Raw genomic sequence first — 22,634 nt, 5'->3', positions numbered from 1 at the left:
GTTCTGAAAGTGCAGGAAGGTATAGATTTCAACTGTGAAGGACGGCGAAGACGTTTATCCTATATTTCACCGAGAAACGGCACATCCTTAGCCAAGGACGCACAGCGTTTTTTCTTGTATCGGCTGAAATCTAACGAAGCGTGGCAGTGTTATTACGCGAAAAATGCCCTTTTGAAAATTTTAGCGAATCTATACGTTCTTATTGAGGCTGAAAGGGCCTCTAAACAAGTGTTTATTCACATATAGAGCATCTGATCTTCGTTAAAAATTAATATTAATGAAATTTGCTTAAATAGCGCTATCAGTCTTCGTTACATTTTCAGTTCGAACAGTCGGCGCCGTTAGGCGTTTTTTTGCTGAAATAGGCCGGGTGTCATAGCAGCGCAAAGTAATCATTAGCTCATACACAGCATGTCCGGCCGCCAAAATGAAGAAATGATTGTTTCGGTACTGGCAGACGCGATGCTATTGTTGGGGTGTTCCTAAACCAAATGATACGAAAATGGAGGTCAAAGGTACATGAAAAAGAAATCGCTTACAATGATTCTTTGCACGATGCTCGCTTTAGTTCTCGTATTATCAGCCTGTGGATCAGGCGGCAAGACAAATAATAACGGTAACGGCGGAGCAAGCAATGGCGGCACAACGACTAATGAGGGCTCGCAAGCTACGCCAAAGCCGTCAGAGCCGGAGAAGCCGACCGAAATTACGATTATGCTTCCGCTGAATATTGCTGAAACGCCGCCAGATACGATTAAGAACGAGCTGGAGAAGTTAACGAATACCAAGCTTACGTATCAATTTTTCCCTGCGGATACTTATGAAGAAAAGCTTAACTCTTCATTCGCTACAGGCTCGTTGCCGCAGGTTACTTATTTGAAAAACCAGGCAACATTTGTACAAATGAAAGAAGCGATTCGCGATGGGCAGTTTTGGGAAATTGGCCCGTACATGTCCGAGTTTCCTAATCTGAGCAAGCTGAAGGCGGAAATTTTAAACAACACGAAAGTAGACGGCAAGCTCTACTCCTTATATATTGGCCGGCCATTGGCACGCCAGGGCATGATTTACCGCAAGGACTGGGCCGATCATCTTGGACTGAGCGCTCCGAATACGATAGATGAGCTGTACGACATGCTTGATAAATTTACGAATGCTGACCCGGACAACAACGGTATCCATGATACGATCGGCTTGGCAGACCGCAATGATCTGATTTATGGCGCATTCAAAACGCTGGCTTCATGGTTTAGGACGCCTAACAATTGGGGAGAGCAGGATGGCCAGCTAAAGCCGGAATTTGAATTCGAGCAGTATGTGCAGACGATGGATTTCATGAAAAAAATTCGCGACAACAAGCTAATGAACGTAGACTTCGCAGCTACGAGCAAAACGGACCAGGTCAACTTGTTTACAAGCGGCAAGGCAGGCGTTTATATCGGATCGATGCAGGATGTCAACTCCTTGGAGAAGGATCTGGTCAAAAATATTCCAACCGCTGTAGTAGAAACGCATAGCATGGTTGCCGGCCCTAATGGCGAATTTGGCACCTGGGCAATTCCAGGCTATAACAATGTCGTGCTGTTCCCGAAATCGGCAGTGAAGGATGAGGCTGAGCTGAAAAAAATATTAGCCTTCTTTGATAAGCTTATGACGGCAGAGGTTGCTAATCTGATGTACTGGGGAATTGAAGGCACACATTACACAGTTGTAGACAACAAAGCGAAAGCTTCCGAAAACCAAGAGCTTACAGAGCGCGAGGTTAAAGGCTTCAAGGACAGTGTAATCGGCGAGCCTGAAACGAACGGCATGTATGAAGGCTATCATGAGCTTCCAGCGCGCATTCATGCAGAGGAGCTTATTTTGGAAAATGAAAAAATAGCAATTCACGACCCGACTGCTCCGCTCGATTCTGCAACTTATACCGAGAAGGGCACGCAGCTGCAAGAGCTGATCAAGGATGCGACTTATAAATATATGTACGGCACTCTCGATAAAGCTGGCTATGACAAAGCGGTCGAGGATTGGAAAAAGCGCGGCGGTGCGGAAATTATCGAGGAGTTTAACGCTGCATACAGCAAGTAATTAAGCAAAAGCAATGAGCGCAATGAACCTATAAAAAAGTTTGCCGAAGTGCAATAGGGCTGCTGCAAGCAGGGCAGCCCTTTCTTGCAAAAGCAGCATAAAGCTGCGGCAACGATTTTCCCTTGGAAAGGAAGAGCAAACATGCAACAAGCAGCGATGGAGCGTGAAAGGTTGCCTGAGCCTCGCAATAGCAGTGAATTGAAACGACGCCTTTGGAAAAACAAATGGCTCTATATCATGCTGCTGCCAGGAATTTTTTATTTTATTATTTTCAAATACATCCCTATGTTTGGACTTGTTATCGCGTTTCAGGATTATAAGCCGTTTCGAGGTATAAGCGGCAGTCCCTGGGTAGGGCTCAAGCATTTTACCCGATTATTTACAGAGCCTGATTTTCTTAATATCTTGACGAATACGCTGCTATTGTTCGGCATGAATTTATTGTTTTATTTTCCGATACCGATTATTTTGGCGTTGATGCTTAATGAAGTACGTATGAATTTTTTCAAAAAGCTGTTTCAGACCTTGGTCTATTTGCCGCATTTTATGTCATGGGTCATTATTGTATCGATCAGTTTCGTTATGCTGACGATGGACGGCGGTATTATTAATGAGCTGCTTGCTTTACTTGGATTCGAAAAAATCAATTTCCTACTGAGCACCGAATGGTTCAGGCCTATGTATATTATACAGGTCATTTGGCGGGAGGCCGGCTGGGGAACGATTATATATTTGGCGGCAATCGCATCGGTTGACCCGCAGCTGTATGAAGCAGCGCGCATGGATGGAGCGGGAAGAATGAGGCAGGTTTGGCATATTACGCTTCCTGCGATTCGCAGCGTGATTGTTATTTTGCTTATTTTGAAAATTGGAGACGTTCTTGAGCTGGGCTTCGAGCATGTTTATTTGCTGCTTAACTCTATGAACCGCGAGGTTGCCGAAATTATTGATACGTATGTGTATACAGCGGCATTGCGTCAAGGGCAATTCAGCTATAGTACAGCAATCGGCTTCTTCAAATCCTTTATCGGTCTTATTCTTGTCATGCTTGCCAACAGGCTGGCCAAGAAGATGGGCGAGGAAGGCATCTACTAAAGGAGGCTGCTTAACATGGTTGAAGATCGGACATGGAAAGGACGAATGTTCTCGGGCATCAATTTCACGCTGCTCATGATCATTGCGCTAGTAACCGTACTCCCGTTTATTCATATAGTAGCGGGTTCATTTACGACAAGCGCCGAGATGGCGGTCAAAAAGTTTATTTTGATTCCGACGGTTTGGAGTCTGGATGCCTATAAATTTATTTTCTCAACGAACACGATATTTAAAGCGATGGGCGTGTCAGTTGGGGTAACGCTGTTCGGTACGCTGTTCAGCATGCTTGTTACTTCGCTTATGGCCTATGGCTTATCACGAAGAGACCTTGATGGCCGCGGTTTTATTATGTTTCTTGTCGTTTTTACGATGCTGTTCAGCGGCGGCTTGATTCCTTCCTTTCTCGTTGTGCGTGAGCTAGGCTTAATTGACAGCTATTTGGCTTTAATTATTCCTTCGACGATCAGTGCTTTTAATCTCATTATTTTGAAAAACTTTTTTCAAAATATTCCGGAAGGGCTGGAGGAATCAGCTAAAATTGACGGGTGCAGTGATTTCGGCATTTTGTTCCGCATCGTTCTGCCGCTCTCTATGCCAGCGATTGCTACTTTGTCCTTGTTCTACGCGGTTACGTATTGGAATACGTACCTCAGTGCGATCCTGTACTTGAATGACAGCAATATGTGGCCGATTCAAGTGCTGCTGCGCCAAATTGTCGTGCTTGCCAGCGGTCTGGATTATAGCGCAGATCTTGATGCTTCCGTTCCGCCGCCGGAGCAAACGGTTAAAATGGCAGTTATTGTAGTAGCGACCCTGCCAATTCTAGTCGTGTATCCGTTCTTGCAGAAGCATTTTGCCAAAGGAGCTATGCTTGGTTCGATCAAGGGATAACAGTCAGCGTCCAGCATCATTAGGCTGATGAAGAGGGGAAAGGAGCAATACACCTTGGATAATAATACTTCCGCTCAGCAGCAGCTTATTGCTGCTGAGCTTCATAAGATGGATCAGCTGTTTAGCGGGCTGCCAGCGTGGCTGGCACGGCAATTCGACCGCAAAAGCGGGGGCTTTTACTATGCGGCCAGCTCGAGAGAGCTGGCTGCTCCAGTTCCGGATATCGAATCGACGGCACAGGCGGTTAATATGCTGGAACGGTTAGGGCTGCTTGGGGATATGCCTGATTCAGTACGACAGCAGATGATACATTTTTTATGCAGCAAGCAGGATGCGGCAACGGGCTGCTTTTGGGATGAGCAGCCTGCCATGCGGGAAGATGAAGTGATGGTTTCAAGAGCAATCGGCTACAGCATCAATGCTTTGCGCAAGCTTGGCGGCGAAGCGCGCTATCCGCTGCCCTATGTCCAGGGCCGCGCTCCGCTATATATGAAGTCTGCAGAAGCGTATGGTCAATGGCTGCGCAGCGTTGATTTGAGCAATAGCTGGCGCGGCTGTGACCGGCTTTCCTGCTCGGCCGTTTATTTGAAGCAGCTTGATCACAGAGATGAGCAGGCGTATAGAGATGTGGCGCTGCAATATTTTGAAGAGCTGCAGGATAAGGAGACAGGACTATGGGGGGACGGCTCGCTTTATGTGAAAATTTCCGGTACCTTCAAGCTGCATTTGTTTTATCAGCATTTTGAAGCAGGCATGCCAAGAGCGGGTAACATCTACGCAAGCATATTGCGGGCACTGCAGGAGGAACGCGCGGAGGATATGTGCTATATCCGCAACCCGATTCATCTGCTTTCCTATATTAAGCCGGCGATAGCTCGGGAGGAGCTTCAATTTATTATTAAAAGGACAACGGATAATATGAGGCTGCTGCTTAGAGCGGACGGCGGCTTTTCACGAGAGCTTGCGCATTCTCCTGCAGCACCGAATATTGCACAGGTAAAGCGGGGTGAATGTTACCCCGTTATGCCAAAGCCCGTCTATTTGAGCCTTGGCAAGATAGAAGGGGACTTGAATGCAGCGACACAGGCGCTGCTTATTCGCTCATTGTGTTATCGCTTGGCTGGGATTGAGGAAGCAAAGCTGCCTGTCCAGGCTTCGGATTTTTTTGAGAGATTAGGTCAATAGAAAGTATAAAGCAGACTGAGGGGAAGCGGGCGCTTACTGGCAGCAAGCTGTCGCCAGAAGCGAAAAGCACGCTGTACAGCCATGGCATCTACCAATTCGGCAACGCGATTGTTATGCTGCTGCAGCTCGCTGTCCCACCGCTGGCTCGTTTTTCGAATGCCAAAATAGCAGGAGCAAGCTATAATAGAGTACATGAAAGCAATGAAAGCCCAGCTTTAGAACAAAGGAGATGACATTTATGAATATAATCGGACAGTGGCAGCCGGCTGAGCCGGGCGTAATTCGAAAAATATTGCCCCCAGGCCAATCTTTAATGCTGATGGAGGTACGATTCGAAGCAGGTGCGGAAGGCTATGAGCATGAGCATCCTCATGAGCAGCTATCTTATTGTATAGAAGGCAAGCTGGAATTTCGCCTGAATGGGACGCCGCATATAATTGAAGCAGGCCAATCGATTGTAATTCCAAGCGGAGTAAGGCATGGCGTTGTTGCACTGCAGCAGAGCGTGCTGCTGGATGCCTTTACGCCGCTGCGGGAGGATTTGCTGAGCGGAAATTAAAATATTGGGGAGGAATCCATCATGACAATTGGTGTATTAGCTCATTTAATGGGGCGGCTGCCTTATAAGGAGCTGGCGGCTAAGGTCGCCTCACATGACTTTAAGCATGTGCAGCTGGCGTTGTGGAAGGCAGTCAGCGATATTGATTTTTCTGCTCCGGGCAAGCTGAGCCCTGGCTTGGCAATGGATATAGGCGAGCAATTTGACCGCCAGGGCGTTTCGATTTCTGTGTTGGGCTGCTATTTACATATGTTTCACAGAGACGAGGAGCAGCGGCGCATTCACATTCTTCGTTTCAAGGAGCTGCTGCGCCATGCGCGTTATATGGGCGCGCCTATAGTTGCCTTTGAAACAGGCGTGAATCCATCATTGGATTATACGGAACAGGATTGGCTCGTTATGAAGCAAGTGCTGGAGCAGCTGGCCGAGGAAGCTGAACGCTGGGGCGTGCTTATCGGAATCGAAGCGGCTAACGATCATTTGATCGGAACAGCTGAGCAGCTGGCCAGCATGCTGGAGGAGGTGCCTTCCTCTATGCTGGGTGTAGTTATGGATGCGGGTAATTTACTGCATGAGCATAACTTTTCAGCTCGGGATCAAGTTATGGAAGAGGCTTTTGCGCTGCTTGGCAGCCGAATCATTGCAGCTCATGCCAAGGACCGGATACAGCGAGATGATGGCGTTATTACAACGGCAACGGCGGGCAAAGGCATGCTCAACTATGAGCTTTACATGAAGCTGCTTAATCAATACAAGCCGCAGGTGCACCTTATTATGGAAGTGGCGGAGGAGCAGCAAATGGCGGAAACGAAAGCATTTTTGGAACAAACTAGAAAGTGGTCCTAAACTCCGGCTCCTGCCCATTGAAATTGCAAAAAAGGATTGCATATCCGATAATACGTCTATTATGATAGAGGTGTAAGCCATAGGACTTAATTTCTATAGTTCGGAAGGCTTACTTGCAAATTCAGGCAAGGGTGAGGGTGTCATGATCAATTATATCGTACACTATATTCATGTGTTGGTAGCGGTTACAAGCTTAGGTGTAGCGCTCGTATTTCCGATTATGTCCCGTACAGCCAAAACCTCCATCGAGGCAAGGCAAACGGTCGAGCTCTTTCAAAAGCTCAAGTTTGTTCCTCATATCGGCAGTTTAATATTGGCAGTAACAACCGGAATATTGCTGTCGCTGGAGCCGAAGCTTGTTACGCAAAGCTGGTTTGTCTATTCTCTTGTCGTTTATTTTTTAGTGCAAGTATATGTAGCGGGCTCATTGCCGCGCAGGCTCAAAAATCAAATGGTTATATTGGAAGCGCATACAGAAGAGGAAGTGCCAATACAGTACAGGCTGTTTATGCGCAAATTTTTGCCTATTGAAATGCTCAGCCAATTGTTAGCTGTGCTGCTAATATTTTTGCTTGTTTTTAAGCCGATGTAAGCTTATTTGATACTGGACGCAGAGTATGTTATGATTGTATTAATTGCAAATCGTTTCCAGATTTGTTTTGTTGATCACTATTGCTCATAATTAAGAACTGCCCTGTCGATTATATCGAGGCGGTTTTTCTTTTTTTAAAATATAGGGGCGAAGGTATAAGTTTTCTGCTTATACCTGTTCCTATACTGCGAAAAACTTCTGCTTCGCATAAGCGTATGCGGCCGTTCTTTTTTGAGAGGGAGATGATGATTTTGTACAATCGTAAGAAGCAGCTAGAGCCGGTACCGGAAGAAAATACGAAAGTATGGATCTGTGAAACAGAAGGGTGCAACAGCTGGATGAGAGATAATTTTTCGTTTGAGCAAGTGCCGTCCTGCATGCACTGCAATGCTACGATGGTAAGCGGAGAGAAAATGCTGCCTACACTTGTCAACCCCAGCGATCTAAGGTAGTTGCAGAAGAAGACAATATAGCCAATCAATGATAAGGCCTCGCGTATATGGTTTCTGCCATATTTGCGGGGCTTTAAGCATAGTATAGAAAATGGCGGCTGATGCAGCGGCTTTGGCGAAATAAGTTTTTGTTGACAGTGTTTTCCTATCCGTGTTAAAGTGACAATTAGATTTTATTATGAAGGGAGGGTTACGTATCATGAGAATAGATTTTAGCAATGTGCATTTTACAACTAAAGCTTATTTGAATAACGTAATCCGTCCTTGCGTCATAACTATCAGCAGATAGTATTTCCTAGCATCAAGGGCGCTCGGTTACGTTTATCGTAATCGTGCGCCCTTTTTATGCCCATTTTAACCTTCATTGGCAATTTTACGGAGGTTAGCGGGTACAAAAAAGCGTGCCGCATGAAGGCATGCTTTTTTTAATATAAGAACGAATAAGTTTCACCTTATACCTGTTCTTATATTTCTTGTGACGCAGGAACGGATAACGGAAGGTGGGAAGTAAACGTGTTTGGTGTTCTTATAAAACTGAAATGGTTTTTCGGCATGCAGTGGAAGCGATATACAGTAGCTGTACTGCTGCTGATTTTAACAGGCGTGCTTGAAGTAATACCGCCATGGTTGACCGGATATGTCATCGATGGCATGAGTCAGCATTTGCTTAGCAACACAGCCTTCAATCAGGTGATGTACTTGTGGATTGCCCTTACATTGATCAGTTATCTGATTACATATGTATGGCATTATCAATTGTTTGGCGGTGCATTTGTGCTTGAAAAGAGGCTGCGTCATACGCTCATGTCTCATTTCATGCGCATGAAGCCGACATTTTTTGAACGTAACCGTACGGGAGATTTGATGGCGCGCTCGACCAATGATTTGGGGGCTGTTGCTACAACTGCAGGCTTTGGCATTTTGACGCTGATTGATTCTACGTTCTTTATGATTACAATTTTGGCAGTAATGGCTTGGGCGATTAGTTGGAAGCTTACGATCGCGGCATTAATTCCGCTGCCGATTATGGCGCTGGCAATGTCTTACTTTGGTAAAATCATTCATGAACGCTTTATGCAGTCACAGCATGCTTTTGGAGAGCTTAATGACCAGGTGCTGGAATCGGTTGCTGGCGTGCGGGTAATTCGCGCTTTTGTGCAGGAGCAAGCGAGCCAGCAGACATTCAGCAAAAAAACGGATGAAGTATTGGCAAAGAACATCGCGGTAGCCAAAATCGATGCCTTATTTGAGCCGACGATGAAAATATTGGTAGGCTCCAGCTATATAATCGGATTATGCTATGGCGGTTACCTTGTGTTCCAGAACGAAATAACGCTTGGTGAGCTTGTTTCGTTTAATATTTTTCTAGGCATGCTCATATGGCCGATGTTTGCTATAGGCGAGCTGATCAATGTGATGCAGCGCGGCAATGCCTCCCTGGATCGCGTCAATGAAACGCTTGGCTACAAAGCGGACGTTTCGGATTCCGATGAGCAGCCGCTCGAGGCACTGCCAACCTCAATATCCTTCCGGGATGTTACCTTTAAATATCCGACCTCATCGGTTGCCAATTTGGAGAGGGTCAGCTTTACTTTGAAGAAGGGCCAGACATTAGGCATTGTAGGCCGGACGGGTAGCGGCAAGACGACGGTGCTCAGACAGCTGCTGCGCGAATACCCGCTTGGAGAAGGCGAGATCACTATTGGCGGGGTGCCGATCGAGCAGCTTAAACTGGATCAGGTGCTGGGCTGGATTGGCTATGTGCCGCAGCAGCCGATCTTATTTTCCCGCACCATTAGAGAAAACATTTTATTTGGCTTGCAAGGCGAGCCTAGTGAAGAAGCGATCGAGCATGCGCTGGTCAGAGCCTCCTTTGCCAAGGATATTGTATTTTTGCCTGAAGGCTTGAATACACTGGTCGGCGAGAAGGGCGTGGCGCTGTCTGGCGGACAGAAGCAGCGTGTCAGCATTGCCCGCGCACTTATATCGAATCCTGAAATATTGCTGCTTGACGATGCGTTATCTGCGGTTGACGCCAAAACTGAGGCTGAAATTATTGATGGCATTCGCCAGGAGCGTTCGGGTAAAACGACGATTATTACGACGCATCGCTTGTCTGCTGTACAGCATGCCGATTGGATTATTGTGCTTGACGAAGGCGGAATTGCCGAGCAGGGCAAGCATGAATTTTTATTGCAAAATCGCGGATGGTATCGCGAGCAATTCGATCGTCAGCAATTGGAAGCCTCTATTGAGCAAGGGGAGGAGAGGTGATTATGGGTCAAACGGGAAAACGATTATTTCAATATGCAATGCAGTATAAAAAAACGATAGCAATCGCGCTTATTTTATTAATATTATCAATTTGCGCTGAACTGGTAGGTCCCTTCGTAGCTAAGCGAATGATTGACCAAAATATTTTGGGCATCGAAAAGACATGGTACGAAGTAAATGAAGCGGCCGACTATTCTGTCGCCTATCAAGGAAAGCATTATGTACGCGAGGATCGTCTTGAAGCAGGTGCAGATACTGCTCAGCTAAAGGCTGTTCGCGTGCTCCAGGTTGAACGCGCTTATTATTTCATAGATGAGAATATATCCGAAGCAGCGGGCAAGCGCCAGGTGTTGGACGGGATGCTTACGATTACGAATACCGCTGCTGGCGAAAGCAAGCAATATGCTGCCCAAAAGCTGAATGCCAGCCAGTTATTCCAATTTTATAAGCCGGAGTTTCCAGAGCTCCTGCAACTAGCCGGCATATATATGGCGCTGCTTGTTGTGGCTGCATTGTTTGCCTATGGACAAAGAATAATGCTGCAAACATCAGCGAACCGCATTGTGCGAAAAATGAGAAATGATGTGTATGCTCATACGCAGCGTCTGCCAATTAACTATTATGATAATTTGGCAGCGGGGCAGGTCGTTTCGCGTATTACTAACGATACGGAAGCGATTCGGGAGCTGTACGTAGGCGTGCTGGCTAACTTTTTTACAGGGGCACTCTATATGGCGGCTATCTTTACGGCCTTATTCATACTTGATTATCGCTTGGCGCTGTTTTCATTGCCGCTTATTCCTATTCTAATCGTATGGATCATCGTATATCGCAAATACGCAGCCAGCTATAACCGGGTTATTCGTGCTAAGCTAAGCGAAATTAATGCGATGATCAACGAGTCAATTCAAGGAATGCCTATAATTCAGGCGTTCAGGCGGCAGCGAAAAATGACTGCAGAGTTTGAGGAAATCAACGAGCAGTATTTCAAGCATCAAAATAAGATGCTGAATCTTAATTCCATTACTTCGCATAACCTGGTCAACGTCGTAAGAAATGTATTGTTTCTCGTTGTCATTTGGGTATTTTGGGGAAGCAGTCTCAGCACGGTATTAACGGTGGGGATTTTGTATGCTTATATTGATTATATGAACCGCATGTTCGCTCCGATTGTTGGCATAGTGAATCAGCTGTCTAACCTGGAAACGGCTCGCGTGTCAGCAGAGCGTGTATTCAAGCTGATGGATGAGGATGGAATCGAGGTTGCTACCGGCAGCCTGCCCAGATACAAAGGCGAGGTCAAGTTTGAAAAAGTATATTTCGCCTATAAAGATGACGAATATGTGTTGAAAAATATTAATCTGCATGCAAGGCAAGGGGAGACGGTTGCACTTGTCGGTCATACTGGCTCGGGCAAAAGCTCTATTATGAACCTGCTGTTCCGTTTCTATGACAGCCCTAATGGAGTGATCTCCGTAGACGGACGTGATATTCGCGATATTCCAAAACAGCTGCTGCGCCAGCATATGGGCATTGTACTGCAGGATCCATTCTTGTTCACGGGTACAATCGCATCCAATATAAGTCTCGACAATCCTGCAATTACCCGCGAGATGGTTGTCAAAGCGCTCAAGGATGTCGGAGCTTATGAAATGTTCAATCAGCTGCCAGGCGGCATCGATGCTCCCGTGCTGGAAAAAGGAAGCACTTTTTCAGCGGGACAGCGCCAGCTTATCTCTTTTGCCCGTGCACTTGCCTATAATCCGGCTATTCTTATTCTGGATGAAGCGACAGCAAGCATCGATACAGAGACGGAAGCGATTATTCAATCGGCGCTGGAGGTGCTCAAGCAAGGCAGAACGACCTTTGTTATTGCGCATCGGTTATCTACGATAAGAGCTGCCGACCAGATTTTAGTATTGGATCGCGGAGCAATTGTCGAACGGGGCAATCATGAGCAGCTCATGGAGCTGCAGGGCAAGTATTACGCGATGTATCAGCTGCAGCTCGGCGCTGCTGTTCAGACAGCCTGATCATGAACGGCGGGCGTATGACTTGTGCAGTGGTTCAGTAAAGGCAAAGAGGGAGATCAAATCTGTTGACAGATTAATGATTTCCCTTTTTCAATAGCCTTTTATCCTTGTTTTACATATGTTTTTAAAATGTTTCTGCTTGCAAATACTTAATAAATTGATCCGCGGATAGCGGCCTGCTGAAATAGTAGCCCTGCAGCTCGTCGCATTCAAGCTCAGAGCAGAAGCTGGACTCGTCTTCCGTTTCTACCCCTTCAGCGATAACCTTCATATTCATGCTATGTACTAAATCGATAATCGCTTTTACTAGTGATGATTTTTTAGGATCCTGTGTAATGCCCTGAATAAAGGAGCGGTCAAGCTTAACATCCGATATTGGCAAACGCTGCAATTGATTGAGCGAGGAGTAGCCCGTTCCGAAATCATCTATTGAAATATGTATGCCCAGCTTTCGCAAATAGCCGATCTTTTCAATAACCTGCTCCATATTTTGCATAAATACGCCTTCTGTTATTTCGATGCTGACATACTGCGGCTCCAGCCCTGTATCCTCCAGCGCACCGGTAATCATGCCAACTATATCGCCTTGATTGAAGTGTCTGGCGGAAATATTGACAGAAACGCTAATTTTGCGCAGACCTGCATCCTGCCAAGCCTTATTTTGCCGGCAAGCTTCATGGAAAACCCATCGATCGATCTCAAGAATAAAGCCCGACAGCTCAGCTAATGGAATAAATTTGTCGGGAGGAATCATCCCGAGCTCCGGATGACGCCAGCGGATAAGAGCTTCAATGCCGCATATTTCTTCAGATACCGCATCCACCTTGGGCTGATAATGCAAAGAAAATTGTTGGTGGTGCAGTGCATGATACAAGCCGTTTTCAAGCAGCATTTTTTCCGTCATAACGGATACGAGATTTGGCTGGAACAAACGGTAACAGCCGTCTCCCTCTTCCTTTGCCTTATACATAGCCATATCAGCATTACGGACCAATTTATCCAGCTCGTTGCTATCATAAGGATAGAGGCTTATGCCTACGCTTACCGTCATGAATAGAGGCACATTATCTATAACAAAGGGCTCGTTGAACCCATCGATGATCTTCTGGGCGCAAGCATGAAGATCGTTTTCTTTGGCGTATGGATAGAGAAATAAAAATCCGTCTTCTCCGGCGCGGAACACAGTGCCGCATGCTTTGTTTTGAGCGCTAAGCCTAAGGGCGGCTTGCTGCAGCAAGCTGTCGCCAACTGAGTAGCCAAGCGTATCATTGATTCGCTTGAACTGGTTTATGTCGACCGACAGAATGGCGATAGCGCCGTCAGAGAGATTGCGGATCGAGCTAAGCGCTTCAAAACTTCTTGCAAGCTCAAGCCGGTTCGGCAATCCGGTCAAGCGATCATAAAAGGCAAGGCTGTGCAGCTTTTCTTCCGACTGCTGCAGCATATAAGCCTGCGCTTGCAGCTGTTCGTTTTTAATTTGCGTTTCATTAAAAATATGTAATAGACTATCGGACATATGTTTGAAGTTATTAGTTAATGAATGAATTTCTACCAGATTCGTATGGTGCCATTCCATCGGCTTTAGCTGCTTCAGCTTCAGCGGCAGGTTGCGCGTTGCAATGGCCAGCTGGGTCAAACGGCGTGAAATCCTGCCGCTAATACGGTGAGCGACGATGGCAGCTAGAAAGGCAAAGGTCAGCATATACAACAGGTGCACATAGTATTTGGAAAACAGTGACTCCTGATAATACTGCATAGGATGAATCATATGGACATTCCAATCCGAATCAGGCAAAGGCAGCGTTAACGTGTAGAAGCTTGTTTGCCAGCTCCCATGCTGCCAAGAATAAGATTCGTGTTTAGGTGTAATAAACTGCAGCTGGCCGGATATGGCCGAGCGCGGTTGAATATAATCAGATAGATGCCCTCCTATGAGGGATGGTTTGTTAGAAGCAACAATTTCGCGCTGCTGATTTGCAATATGAATAATAAGATGATCTGGCACCGAAAGAAGCCGCTCCTGCAAAACCTTCATCGTCTCCGTCTCTGTCCAGCCGCGGTTTATTGCGAGCAGATCGTTCCAGGCTCTAGTTATATTTTCACTATAAGAGGCTGACAGCTGTTTAACGTATCGAGTGGTCTCTTTGAAGGAATAATTGCTGCTGCTAATCGTATTGAACAGGCTCGTTATCATAACAAGCGCCATGGCCAGATGAAGCAGCATCTGATTCATCGTATAGGGCCGGATCAGACGCGAGTTATGCTTTTTGATTTGTGAAAACGGCATGTATTGATATAAAATTTCGGCAAATAGTGAATTAAACAGGCCGTTCATCGCAAGAATGCATGCAATCATAACAGCATCTGTTAATTTATATGTATAATTGTAATTATGTATTAAAACTGCAATAGGCGCGCCCAGCAGAAGCCAAAAAATAACGTCGCTCTTGAGCAAGCGCATGCGCGTTGTACGCATTAGCGTGCCTACGAAAACAATTTCGATCAGGCCGATGAAAGTTGCGATAGGGTAATCCCAAATAAATACGCCTATAGAGTAAATGAAGGCCGCCCCGACAATGCTCCAGCTGAGCCGTTGATAATAAAGGCTGTAAAGCAGGAACAAGCTTGTCAGCGCAAATGGGATGCCATAAACAGTTGGAACTTCAAAAGAGTGGCTTCCGAGAGCTAGTAAAAAACACGAAATAATGAGCAGGACCGATCTCATTCTTTTAGTAGATGTATGTATGCTGTGCACTTGTAGCCCCCTGGTACCTAGAAGAATTCGACTTTTAATGGGTTTATTCGACAATTTTATAGTAATTCCTTCTTTTCCGAAAACAAGGCAATACATAAGTTACAGCGTTCAATAGATATTCATATTTGCACAATTGCTTTTACTGACTATCCTTTAGTACACTCGTCATAGGTAGAGGCTTCTAAATGAGAGGGGAGTATAGATGAGAGCCATATTAAAAATGAAATGGATAATTGCTGCCTTGTGGGTGGCTGTTTCGGTTATTTTGCTTGTTACCGCACCATCGATGGCGGAGCTGGTGCGTACCAAAGGTCAAATTACAGTTCCTGAGGGCTATTCTTCATCGATAGCCGGCAAGCTGGAACAGGAGATCGGCAAGGGAGAGCAAGCCCAAGGCATGTCTACCGTGCTCGTTTTTCATCGCGATGGCGGGTTAAGCGACACTGATTTGAAGGAAATTGAAGGAGCCACAGCTCTATTGAAGCAAGCCGGCGAAGCTAGTGGTATAGCCTCGGTTACAACTCATTTTGATATACCAGAGCTAAGCGAGCAAATGGTTGCCAAGGATAACAGCTCGGTGCTGGTGCTGTTGAATGTAGAGGCGAACAATCGGGAGCTGGCGGAGCAGCGGGATCATTTGTATGAGCTGCTCGAGCAGGTAAAGGTAGAGCATTATTATACAGGCAACTGGCTAATAAGCGAGGATGTTATTCAAAGCTCTCAAGAGGGCTTGAAGAAGACGGAATATATTACGGTTGGATTTATTCTTATAATACTATTTGTTGTATTTCGCTCAGCAGCAGCGCCGTTAGTACCATTGCTGGCTGTTGGATTTTCTTACTTAACCTCGCAGTCTGTCGTTGCCTTTTTAGTGGAATATGCCGATTTTCCGCTATCTAATTTTACACAAATCTTTATGGTTGCCATATTATTTGGCATCGGCACAGATTACTGTATACTGCTGATCAGCAGATATAAAGAAGAACTGGCTCATCATGGCGACCGGACTGATGCGATTATTAATACTTACCGTACTGCCGGAAAAACCGTATTTTTCTCTGGTCTTGCTGTGCTGGTCGGATTTGCATCAATCGGGCTTTCCACCTTTGTATTGTACCGTTCGGCTGTAGCAGTTGCTGTAGGCATTGCCGTATTGCTGCTGGCGCTGTACACGCTTGTTCCATTTTTTCTGGCCGTGCTTGGCAATGCTTTGTTTTGGCCTGCTAAGGGCTCGCCCCAGCATAAACCGAATAAGCTTTGGGGAGCTGTAGGCAGCTTCTCCTTGCGGAAGCCATTATGGTCACTGCTTATTTTAGCTGTTATTATCGTGCCGTTTTTAACGGCGTATAAGGGTGCTATTTCTTATAACTCATTGGATGAAATCGGTGAAAAGTATCATTCTGTCAAAGGCTTTAATCTGATTGCCGACAGCTTCGGCCCGGGAGAAACACTGCCGACGACAGTCGTTGTAAAATCGGAGCAGCCGCTCGACACGCCCGCCGGACTGGCAGCAATTGAGCAGGCAAGCCGAGAGCTGTTAAAGGTGGAGGGCGTCAAAACAACTCGCAGCGCAACGCGGCCAACAGGCGAAGTGATGGAGGAGTTTCTTGTAGCCGATCAAGTTGTCACGCTTGACGATGGCTTGGGAAAAAGCGGCGAGGGGCTTGACCAAATTAGCAGCGGGCTGTCTGAGGCGAGCAGCGCATTGCTTGAAAATAAGCCATTGCTGACGAAAGCGGCGACTGGAGCTGAGCAGCTCGTACAAGGCACTGACCAGCTGCGTCAGGGCATGAAGGAATTAGGTATCGGCTTGAAGCAAATTGAAAAAGGAATGCGTGACGGCTCGCTCGGCGCTGCTGAGCTTAAGAAGGGGATGGCTGAAGCGGAAGCCAGCGCGAGACAGCTTGCCACAGCTGGAGCGGAGCTTACTGCCGGCTATGAGCAGCTTGGCGGAGGAGTGGCGCAGCTGTCAGGCGCATACCAGATCATTGCGGAGGAGCAGGGCAAGCTCGCTGCCGGATTATCGGGCATTCAGCAAAAGCTGGAGGGTTTGGCAGAAGCTTATCCGGAGCTGCAGGCTGATCAGCAGTATCATGAGGCGTTGGGCGGTCTTGCCCAGCTGCAGCAAGGCGCTGCCGGTATCGGAGGCCAGCTTTCAGAGCTGAATAAGCAGTTAAGCGGAGCCGCAGACGGCATTAACCAAGCGAACGCCGGTTTGGCGCAAGCAAGCAAAGGTCAAGCAGCGCTGGCGGAAGGTTTGCAGCAGCTGGTTGCTGGAATCGGAGAGCTGCAGAAAGGGATTGCGCAGGCTGCAGATGGCCAAGGGAAAATTGTTGCTGGCATGCCAGCGCTTGAAACCGGCCTAGATAAGCTGAGCGCCGGACAGCGAGAGCTGGGAGCCGGGTTTAGCTCTCTAAATGAACAGCTGGGTGAATTGACTGGCGGGCTAGATCAAAGCGTTGCCGGCCTTACACAAGTATCGGATGGCTTGTCAGCCGCAGGCGGCTATTTGCAAAACCTTGCAGAATCGCCTGACAGACAAATGACAGGCTGGTATATTCCGCAGGAAGCAATTGAGAATGAGCAATTCCAGAGCGGGCTTGATATTTATATGTCGGCGGATCGGAAAACCGCAAAGCTGGATGTTATATTTGCGAGCAACCCCTATTCGACAGACACGATGAGTGAAATATCTTCCTTGGGGGCCGCTGTTGAGCGTGCATTCAAGGGGACGCCATATGCTCAGGCAGAAATTGCTGTAGGCGGAGTAACGAGCATGAATCATGATCTAAGCGAAATATCCGGAGCAGATTATTCACGTACGGTTATGCTGATGCTGATCGGTATATCGATTATTCTTATATTCATGTTCCGTTCTATTATTATTCCGGTTTACGTAGTCATTTCACTGCTTATTACGTTCTATACCTCGCTTGCTATTACGGAGGTCATATTCGTTAGAATGTTTGATCTTTCAGGCATTAGCTGGGCAGTGCCATTCTTCGGCTTTGTTATTTTAATAGCGCTGGGGGTAGACTATAGCATATTCTTGATGGATCGATTCAAGGAATACGTCCATATTGAGCCGAAGCAAGCAATTTTGGAAGCGATGAAGAATATGGGCGCAGTCATTATGTCTGCAGCTGTTATTTTGGGCGGAACATTTGCTGCCATGCTGCCATCAGGCGTTATGTCGCTGCTTCAAATAGCAACGATTGTATTATGCGGACTATTCCTGTATGCACTAGTTATGCTTCCATTGTTTATTCCGGTCATGGTTAGAATGTTTGGACCGGCGAACTGGTGGCCATTCATGTCTCGTGAGAGATAGAACAGATATCTGTAGAACAGAAAGCGAGGATAGCTCATGAAGCGTGTGTTGGTTGTTTTTACTGGCGGAACGATAGGCAGCAGAAGGCAGCAAAAATCTATTCATGTCGCTCAGGACGGAGCCTACGCGATATTAGAGGAGTACAAACAATTAGCTGATTGCCGCAATGACATAATATTGGATACTGCGCAGCCGTTAAATATATTAAGCGAAAATTTGACGCCGCATGATTGGCATGCTTTGGCGACTGCTATCCATGCTGTTGAAACGAGCCAGTATGATGGCATTCTTGTAACGCACGGATCGGACACATTAGCATACACAGCCGCGATGATGAGCTATCTGTTTGCCGATATATCGATCCCGCTAGTTTTCACAGCGAGCAATTATCCTATCGCCGATGAAAGAAGCAACGGAATAAGGAATTTTAGCCATTCACTTGATTTTATTGCTGAAGCTAGTCTTCCCGGCGTTTTTGTCGTATACGAGAATGATCAAGGCGTTGCTGATGTGTATTTGGGCACACAAATTACACAGTGCGAATCCTTTACTGACCAATTCGGCAGCCCGTACAATATTGTATACGGCAGAATGCTGGAGCGGCGCTTTGAATGGCAGCAGCATGAACGCAATCCCAGACCGGAGTCACTTTCGCCTCAGCAGCAGCCGTTTCAATGGACGCCAGAATCGCTGAAGCTCGAATCGGACATTGTTTACATCAAGCCGTACCCCGGTCTCAAATATAGCTATTATGCTTTTGGCGAGAGCAAGCCGCGAGCGGTACTGCATGATTTGCACCACTCCGGTACTGCTTGTGCTGTGGAGCAGGAGCCGTATTCCTTATTGCGCTTCATGGAGCGCTGTCGGGCAGCCGGCGTCGACCTGTATATATGTCCAGTCAAGGATGCTTCCGCTGCCATGTATTCTTCGTCAGTGGCGCTTATTGAAGCCGGCGCTATCATCATTGAGAAGATGTCGATGGAAGCAGCTTTAACGAAGCTGATGCTGGCCTACAGCTTGTACACAGATTTAATGGACGTTAAGCAGTTTATGCTGCACACGCCAGTTTATTATGAGCAAGGAGACAAAGCTATCGAAAACGGGAAGACCGCCGAGTAATTATGATCAAAGGGAGGAATAAACATGAGTGAACAGCAAGTAAAAATAGGTGAGCAAGTGCCGGATTTTAAGCTGCAGGCGTCAAATAGCGAGGTATTTCAATTATCGGATTACAGAGGCAAAAAGCTAGTTATTTATTTTTACCCAAAAGATATGACGCCGGGCTGTACGGCAGAATCATGTGACTTTCGTGATTTCAACTCGCAGTATGCTGGCTTGAATGCAGAGATAATTGGTATTAGTCCTGACGATTTGGCCTCGCATCAGCAATTCATCGAGGAATACAGCCTGCCGTTTTTATTGCTAGCCGATACCGAGCAGGAGGTTTCCCGCATGTTCGGCGTGTGGCAGCTGCTTAGCTGGGGCGGCAAGGAGTTTTTGGGTGTAAAGCGTTCTACCTTTATCATTGATGAGAACGGCGTGCTCACACATGAATGGCGCGATGTGCAGGTGGAGGGACATGCCGAGGAAGTATTGAAGGCATTGCAGTAAGGCTGAGAAGCTGAAAGTTAGAAAGGCTGAGTCGGGAACAAGAGGTTCCTAGATTCAGCCTTTTCGATATTTCATCGGTAAACGCGCTTGTCCAAAGGACGGCGAAGCTGTTTATCCTTGCAGTATAAGGATCAATAAAGACATGAATGTCCATTAGCCAACGAAAATGGCGTAAAAAAAATTGTAACGGTCACTGGTGACCCTTACACGATCAAAACAGCAATGGAAGGGGAAAATCACACTATAAGGGACTTTTGTGACCGTTACAATCCAAAAAACTGAAAAACAAGGCGCTAACGGACGTTTATGACCGCAACAATTCTACATGCAGCTTGTCCGCCGCAACCGCCTATTACCTTGCTTGTTATATTGACCATTCATTGCTAAGCAGATAGTCTTTAAATTTTAATATGAGATCCGTTTCGATAGAGCTTCTTTTGCGCATCAATACTAGATTCCGGGGAACCCGGAACACCGGGCAATTGGCTACAGAAAGCAGCCCTGCCTCCAGCTCGAAACGGATTGAAGAATAAGGCAGCATTGAAACGCCCAGCCCGCGAATAATGGCTGATTTGACAGATTCAATATATCCGAGCTGCAAAATGACATTAATATTATGGCCTGTCAGTATGTTCTCCATAATCGGTTGTACAAAAACTTCAGGTGAATGAAAGATGAACGGCAGCGTAATAGCTTCTTCGAATGAAATGAGCTGCTTAGCGGCCCAGGGATGATTGCCGGGCAGAACAAGTACAATTTCATCCTGCACGACAGGCAGTACTTGTATTTCGTCACGCAGCACGACACTTTCATAAGTAATAATTATATCTAATTGATTTTTGATAAGTTTTTCAATCAATTCACTATTATTATCTTCAAACACAGCATTAAACGATGTGTGTGGGTTATTTTCGATAAAAGTTGAAATAATATCTGGAAGATAATAGGTTCCAGTTAAATTGGTAACGCCGATAAATATTTTTTCTTGATGGCGTCCGACCCGCATGAGCGCTTGTTCAGCTTCCTCTACCATATTGAATATTCTTTTACCGTAATCAAATAAAGTCTCCCCATGCTGTGTGAGCGAAAAGGCTCTGCCCTTGCGTTCTATCAGCTTTTTTCCCATTGCTGCTTCCAAATTGCTAATATGCTGAGAAACAGCAGGCTGGCTAATATTAATTTCCGAGGCGGCTTGTGCAAAGCTTCTCAGCTCTGCAACCGTACAAAAAACATATAGATGATGTAGATTCAATCGTTTAGCCTCCTAGCTGTTACATAAGTAAAACTTATACTAAAATAGTTTTTTTATATTTTACATTACATTACCACGATTATAGTATATAAACATCGAATATAACATGTTAAATTTTAAGGCCTGCAAAATGCAATTGCGAGAGCGAGCTCAGTTTTCATGAAGTGAAAGCGCTTTTGATCAAATAACTTAAAACATGAAAACAGAAAAGTATAGAATTATAAAGGGAGTAAGGAGGGAGCTTTCTTGTCAGCTCAACCTAATATCATATTTATTATTACAGATCAGCAAAGGTACGAAACGATCCAAGCATTAGGATATCCATATATGGATACGCCTAATCTAGATCGTCTCGTTCAAGAAGGCACTTCTTTCTCAAACGCTTTTATAACAGCGCCTTCATGCGCACCATCAAGGGCAAGTTTATTTACAGGTTTATATCCGCATTCAAACGGCGTTTATAAAAATGACGATCCATGGACCAAGTCATGGGTGGAGCTGTTATCGGAAGCGGGTTATCACTGTGTGAATGTAGGGAAAATGCATACCTCTCCGTACACGACGCCAATGGGCTTCGCAGAACGCTATGTTGTAGAAAATAAGGATCGCCAGCATCCTAATCTTCCATTCTTCTTTGATGAATGGGATAAAGAGCTGAGAGCCAGAAATATTCAAAAGCCTGGCCGTGAGACTTACCGGAGCAGAGAAGATTACCGCGACAGCTTAGGCGTATTCGATTGGAGCCTGCCAGAAGAGCTGCATCCCGATGTATTCGTAGCAAATCTTGCCAAATGGTGGATTAAGGATCGTCCGAAAGTTCAAAAACCAGTATTTTTGCAGATCGGTTTTCCTGGACCACATCCTCCATTTGACTCGTTGTCGAGATATACAGAAAGGTATATGGATAAAGAGCTGCCGCTTCCGAGCGTCACAGAAGAGGAAATTGCAAGCCAGCCTGAGGCGCTGAAGAAGCTCCGCAAGCAGCATATGGTGGTCGACCATGATGCAGTCGTCCATCTCGATAAGGCGACCAGGGAGCAGCAGCATCGTCAGCGTGCTACTTATTACGCAAACGTGACTATGATTGATGAGCAGATCGGTGAAATCTTCGATGCACTGGACGAGGCTGGTTATTTAGAAAACGCTGTCGTCATATTCACTTCAGATCATGGCGAGTCGCTGGGTGATCACGGCCATAGTCAAAAGTGGAATATGTACGATGCGGTTACGAAAGTGCCGATGGTAGTATGGGGACCTAAATATGTACAGCAAGGCCAGAAAAATAAAGGCTTGACGCAGCTGATGGATTTGGGCGCTACAGTCCTTGAGCTGGCTGGTGTTCCGATACCGCAGGATATGGAAGCGCGTTCACTTGTTCCTGCATTGCAAGGCCAAGCGATGGAAGAAAGACGATATGTATTTGCAGAGCATAGCAGAGATCCGATTCTGGAAGGCACAGAATTTATGACGATGATTCGAGATCATAATTGGAAGCTTGTACATTTAGTAGATGATGAATACGGCCAATTGTTTGATTTGCAAAATGATCCTGAAGAAGTGGTCAATCTATGGAATGATCCTAAGCATCAAGCGAAAAAGCAGGAGTTGATCACAGCGATTTTGAGCTGGAGAATAAGAAGCGGCCTGGCTACTGCAAAAGGATATAAATAAAT

18 protein-coding genes are annotated in these 22,634 nt (G+C 46.1%); 15 read left to right on the top strand and 3 right to left on the bottom strand.

Annotation, left to right across the window (positions count from 1 at the left end; translation table 11 throughout):
* From ACRRU2_RS19620 to ACRRU2_RS19600, 5 genes are all read left to right on the top strand, one after another.
* The coding region (locus tag ACRRU2_RS19620; protein ID WP_432504290.1) for a hypothetical protein at positions 1 to 246 on the top strand (246 nt) is incomplete at its 5' end.
* A 273-nt stretch (positions 247 to 519) separates the two neighbouring features.
* Entirely contained in the window at positions 520 to 2,085 is a 1,566-nt protein-coding gene (locus tag ACRRU2_RS19615) for an extracellular solute-binding protein (RefSeq protein ID WP_331701325.1), read from the top strand.
* A gap of 141 nt (positions 2,086 to 2,226) precedes the next feature.
* Positions 2,227 to 3,180, top strand: coding sequence for an ABC transporter permease (locus ACRRU2_RS19610; protein WP_331701326.1), 954 nt, complete (start codon positions 2,227 to 2,229; stop codon positions 3,178 to 3,180).
* A 15-nt stretch (positions 3,181 to 3,195) separates the two neighbouring features.
* Positions 3,196 to 4,071: a carbohydrate ABC transporter permease gene (locus ACRRU2_RS19605; protein WP_331701327.1), complete on the top strand. Its 876-nt coding sequence runs from the start codon at positions 3,196 to 3,198 to the stop codon at positions 4,069 to 4,071.
* Positions 4,072 to 4,125: 54 nt separating this feature from the next.
* Positions 4,126 to 5,256, top strand: coding sequence for a hypothetical protein (locus ACRRU2_RS19600; protein ID WP_432504286.1), 1,131 nt, complete (start codon positions 4,126 to 4,128; stop codon positions 5,254 to 5,256).
* Here ACRRU2_RS19600 and ACRRU2_RS19595 read toward each other — a convergent pair.
* Entirely contained in the window at positions 5,250 to 5,450 is a 201-nt protein-coding gene (locus ACRRU2_RS19595) for a hypothetical protein (protein WP_331701329.1), read from the bottom strand. The two genes, ACRRU2_RS19600 and ACRRU2_RS19595, sit on opposite strands and share 7 nt — an antisense overlap.
* A gap of 44 nt (positions 5,451 to 5,494) precedes the next feature.
* On the opposite strand from ACRRU2_RS19595, the gene ACRRU2_RS19590 reads away from it, so the two are divergent.
* The 6 genes from ACRRU2_RS19590 (at position 5,495) to ACRRU2_RS19565 (ending at position 12,012) form a co-directional block, all read left to right on the top strand.
* Positions 5,495 to 5,815 carry a cupin domain-containing protein gene (locus ACRRU2_RS19590; protein ID WP_331701330.1) on the top strand — a complete coding sequence of 107 codons (321 nt, stop codon included), beginning with the start codon at positions 5,495 to 5,497 and terminating at the stop codon, positions 5,813 to 5,815.
* A gap of 21 nt (positions 5,816 to 5,836) precedes the next feature.
* Positions 5,837 to 6,661: a sugar phosphate isomerase/epimerase family protein gene (locus ACRRU2_RS19585; protein ID WP_331701331.1), complete on the top strand. Its 825-nt coding sequence runs from the start codon at positions 5,837 to 5,839 to the stop codon at positions 6,659 to 6,661.
* 142 nt (positions 6,662 to 6,803) lie between these two features.
* Positions 6,804 to 7,253, top strand: a complete 450-nt coding sequence (locus ACRRU2_RS19580; protein ID WP_432504282.1) for a DUF2269 family protein — start codon at positions 6,804 to 6,806, stop codon at positions 7,251 to 7,253.
* Positions 7,254 to 7,504: 251 nt separating this feature from the next.
* Entirely contained in the window at positions 7,505 to 7,705 is a 201-nt protein-coding gene (locus ACRRU2_RS19575; RefSeq protein WP_432504280.1) for a cold-shock protein, read from the top strand.
* Between the two features lie 513 nt (positions 7,706 to 8,218).
* On the top strand, positions 8,219 to 9,979 hold the full coding sequence (locus ACRRU2_RS19570) for an ABC transporter ATP-binding protein (RefSeq protein ID WP_432504278.1): 1,761 nt from the start codon (positions 8,219 to 8,221) through the stop codon (positions 9,977 to 9,979).
* A gap of 2 nt (positions 9,980 to 9,981) precedes the next feature.
* Complete coding sequence (locus ACRRU2_RS19565) at positions 9,982 to 12,012, top strand: ABC transporter ATP-binding protein (protein WP_432504276.1); 2,031 nt, start codon at positions 9,982 to 9,984, stop codon at positions 12,010 to 12,012.
* A gap of 124 nt (positions 12,013 to 12,136) precedes the next feature.
* On the opposite strand, the gene ACRRU2_RS19560 is transcribed toward ACRRU2_RS19565, so the two are convergent.
* Positions 12,137 to 14,767 (bottom strand): putative bifunctional diguanylate cyclase/phosphodiesterase, encoded by a 2,631-nt coding sequence (locus tag ACRRU2_RS19560; RefSeq protein WP_432504274.1) that lies wholly within the window; start codon positions 14,765 to 14,767, stop codon positions 12,137 to 12,139.
* A gap of 202 nt (positions 14,768 to 14,969) precedes the next feature.
* Between ACRRU2_RS19560 and ACRRU2_RS19555 the strand changes: the two genes are divergently transcribed.
* The 3 genes from ACRRU2_RS19555 to ACRRU2_RS19545 are packed head-to-tail and all read left to right on the top strand — an operon-like array spanning position 14,970 to position 19,709.
* Positions 14,970 to 18,098 carry an MMPL family transporter gene (locus ACRRU2_RS19555; RefSeq protein WP_432504272.1) on the top strand — a complete coding sequence of 1,043 codons (3,129 nt, stop codon included), beginning with the start codon at positions 14,970 to 14,972 and terminating at the stop codon, positions 18,096 to 18,098.
* A 36-nt stretch (positions 18,099 to 18,134) separates the two neighbouring features.
* A complete protein-coding gene (locus ACRRU2_RS19550; protein ID WP_432504270.1) occupies positions 18,135 to 19,217 on the top strand; it encodes an asparaginase in 1,083 nt (360 codons plus the stop codon).
* A 24-nt stretch (positions 19,218 to 19,241) separates the two neighbouring features.
* The gene (locus tag ACRRU2_RS19545; protein WP_432504267.1) at positions 19,242 to 19,709 is read left to right on the top strand and encodes a peroxiredoxin; all 468 of its coding nucleotides are present in this window, start codon (positions 19,242 to 19,244) and stop codon (positions 19,707 to 19,709) included.
* 364 nt (positions 19,710 to 20,073) lie between these two features.
* Here the strand turns inward: ACRRU2_RS19545 and ACRRU2_RS19540 are convergent, their stop codons facing one another.
* Positions 20,074 to 20,961 carry a LysR family transcriptional regulator gene (locus tag ACRRU2_RS19540; RefSeq protein WP_432504265.1) on the bottom strand — a complete coding sequence of 296 codons (888 nt, stop codon included), beginning with the start codon at positions 20,959 to 20,961 and terminating at the stop codon, positions 20,074 to 20,076.
* Between the two features lie 246 nt (positions 20,962 to 21,207).
* On the opposite strand from ACRRU2_RS19540, the gene ACRRU2_RS19535 reads away from it, so the two are divergent.
* Positions 21,208 to 22,632: a sulfatase family protein gene (locus tag ACRRU2_RS19535; RefSeq protein WP_432504263.1), complete on the top strand. Its 1,425-nt coding sequence runs from the start codon at positions 21,208 to 21,210 to the stop codon at positions 22,630 to 22,632.
* Positions 22,633 to 22,634 lie beyond the last annotated feature (2 nt).

The organism is Paenibacillus sp. GXUN7292 (genome assembly GCF_050864975.1).
Classification (GTDB): domain Bacteria; phylum Bacillota; class Bacilli; order Paenibacillales; family Paenibacillaceae; genus Pristimantibacillus.
The sequence above is the reverse complement of the archived record's forward strand: the minus strand, read 5'-3'. Positions and strand labels throughout refer to the sequence as shown.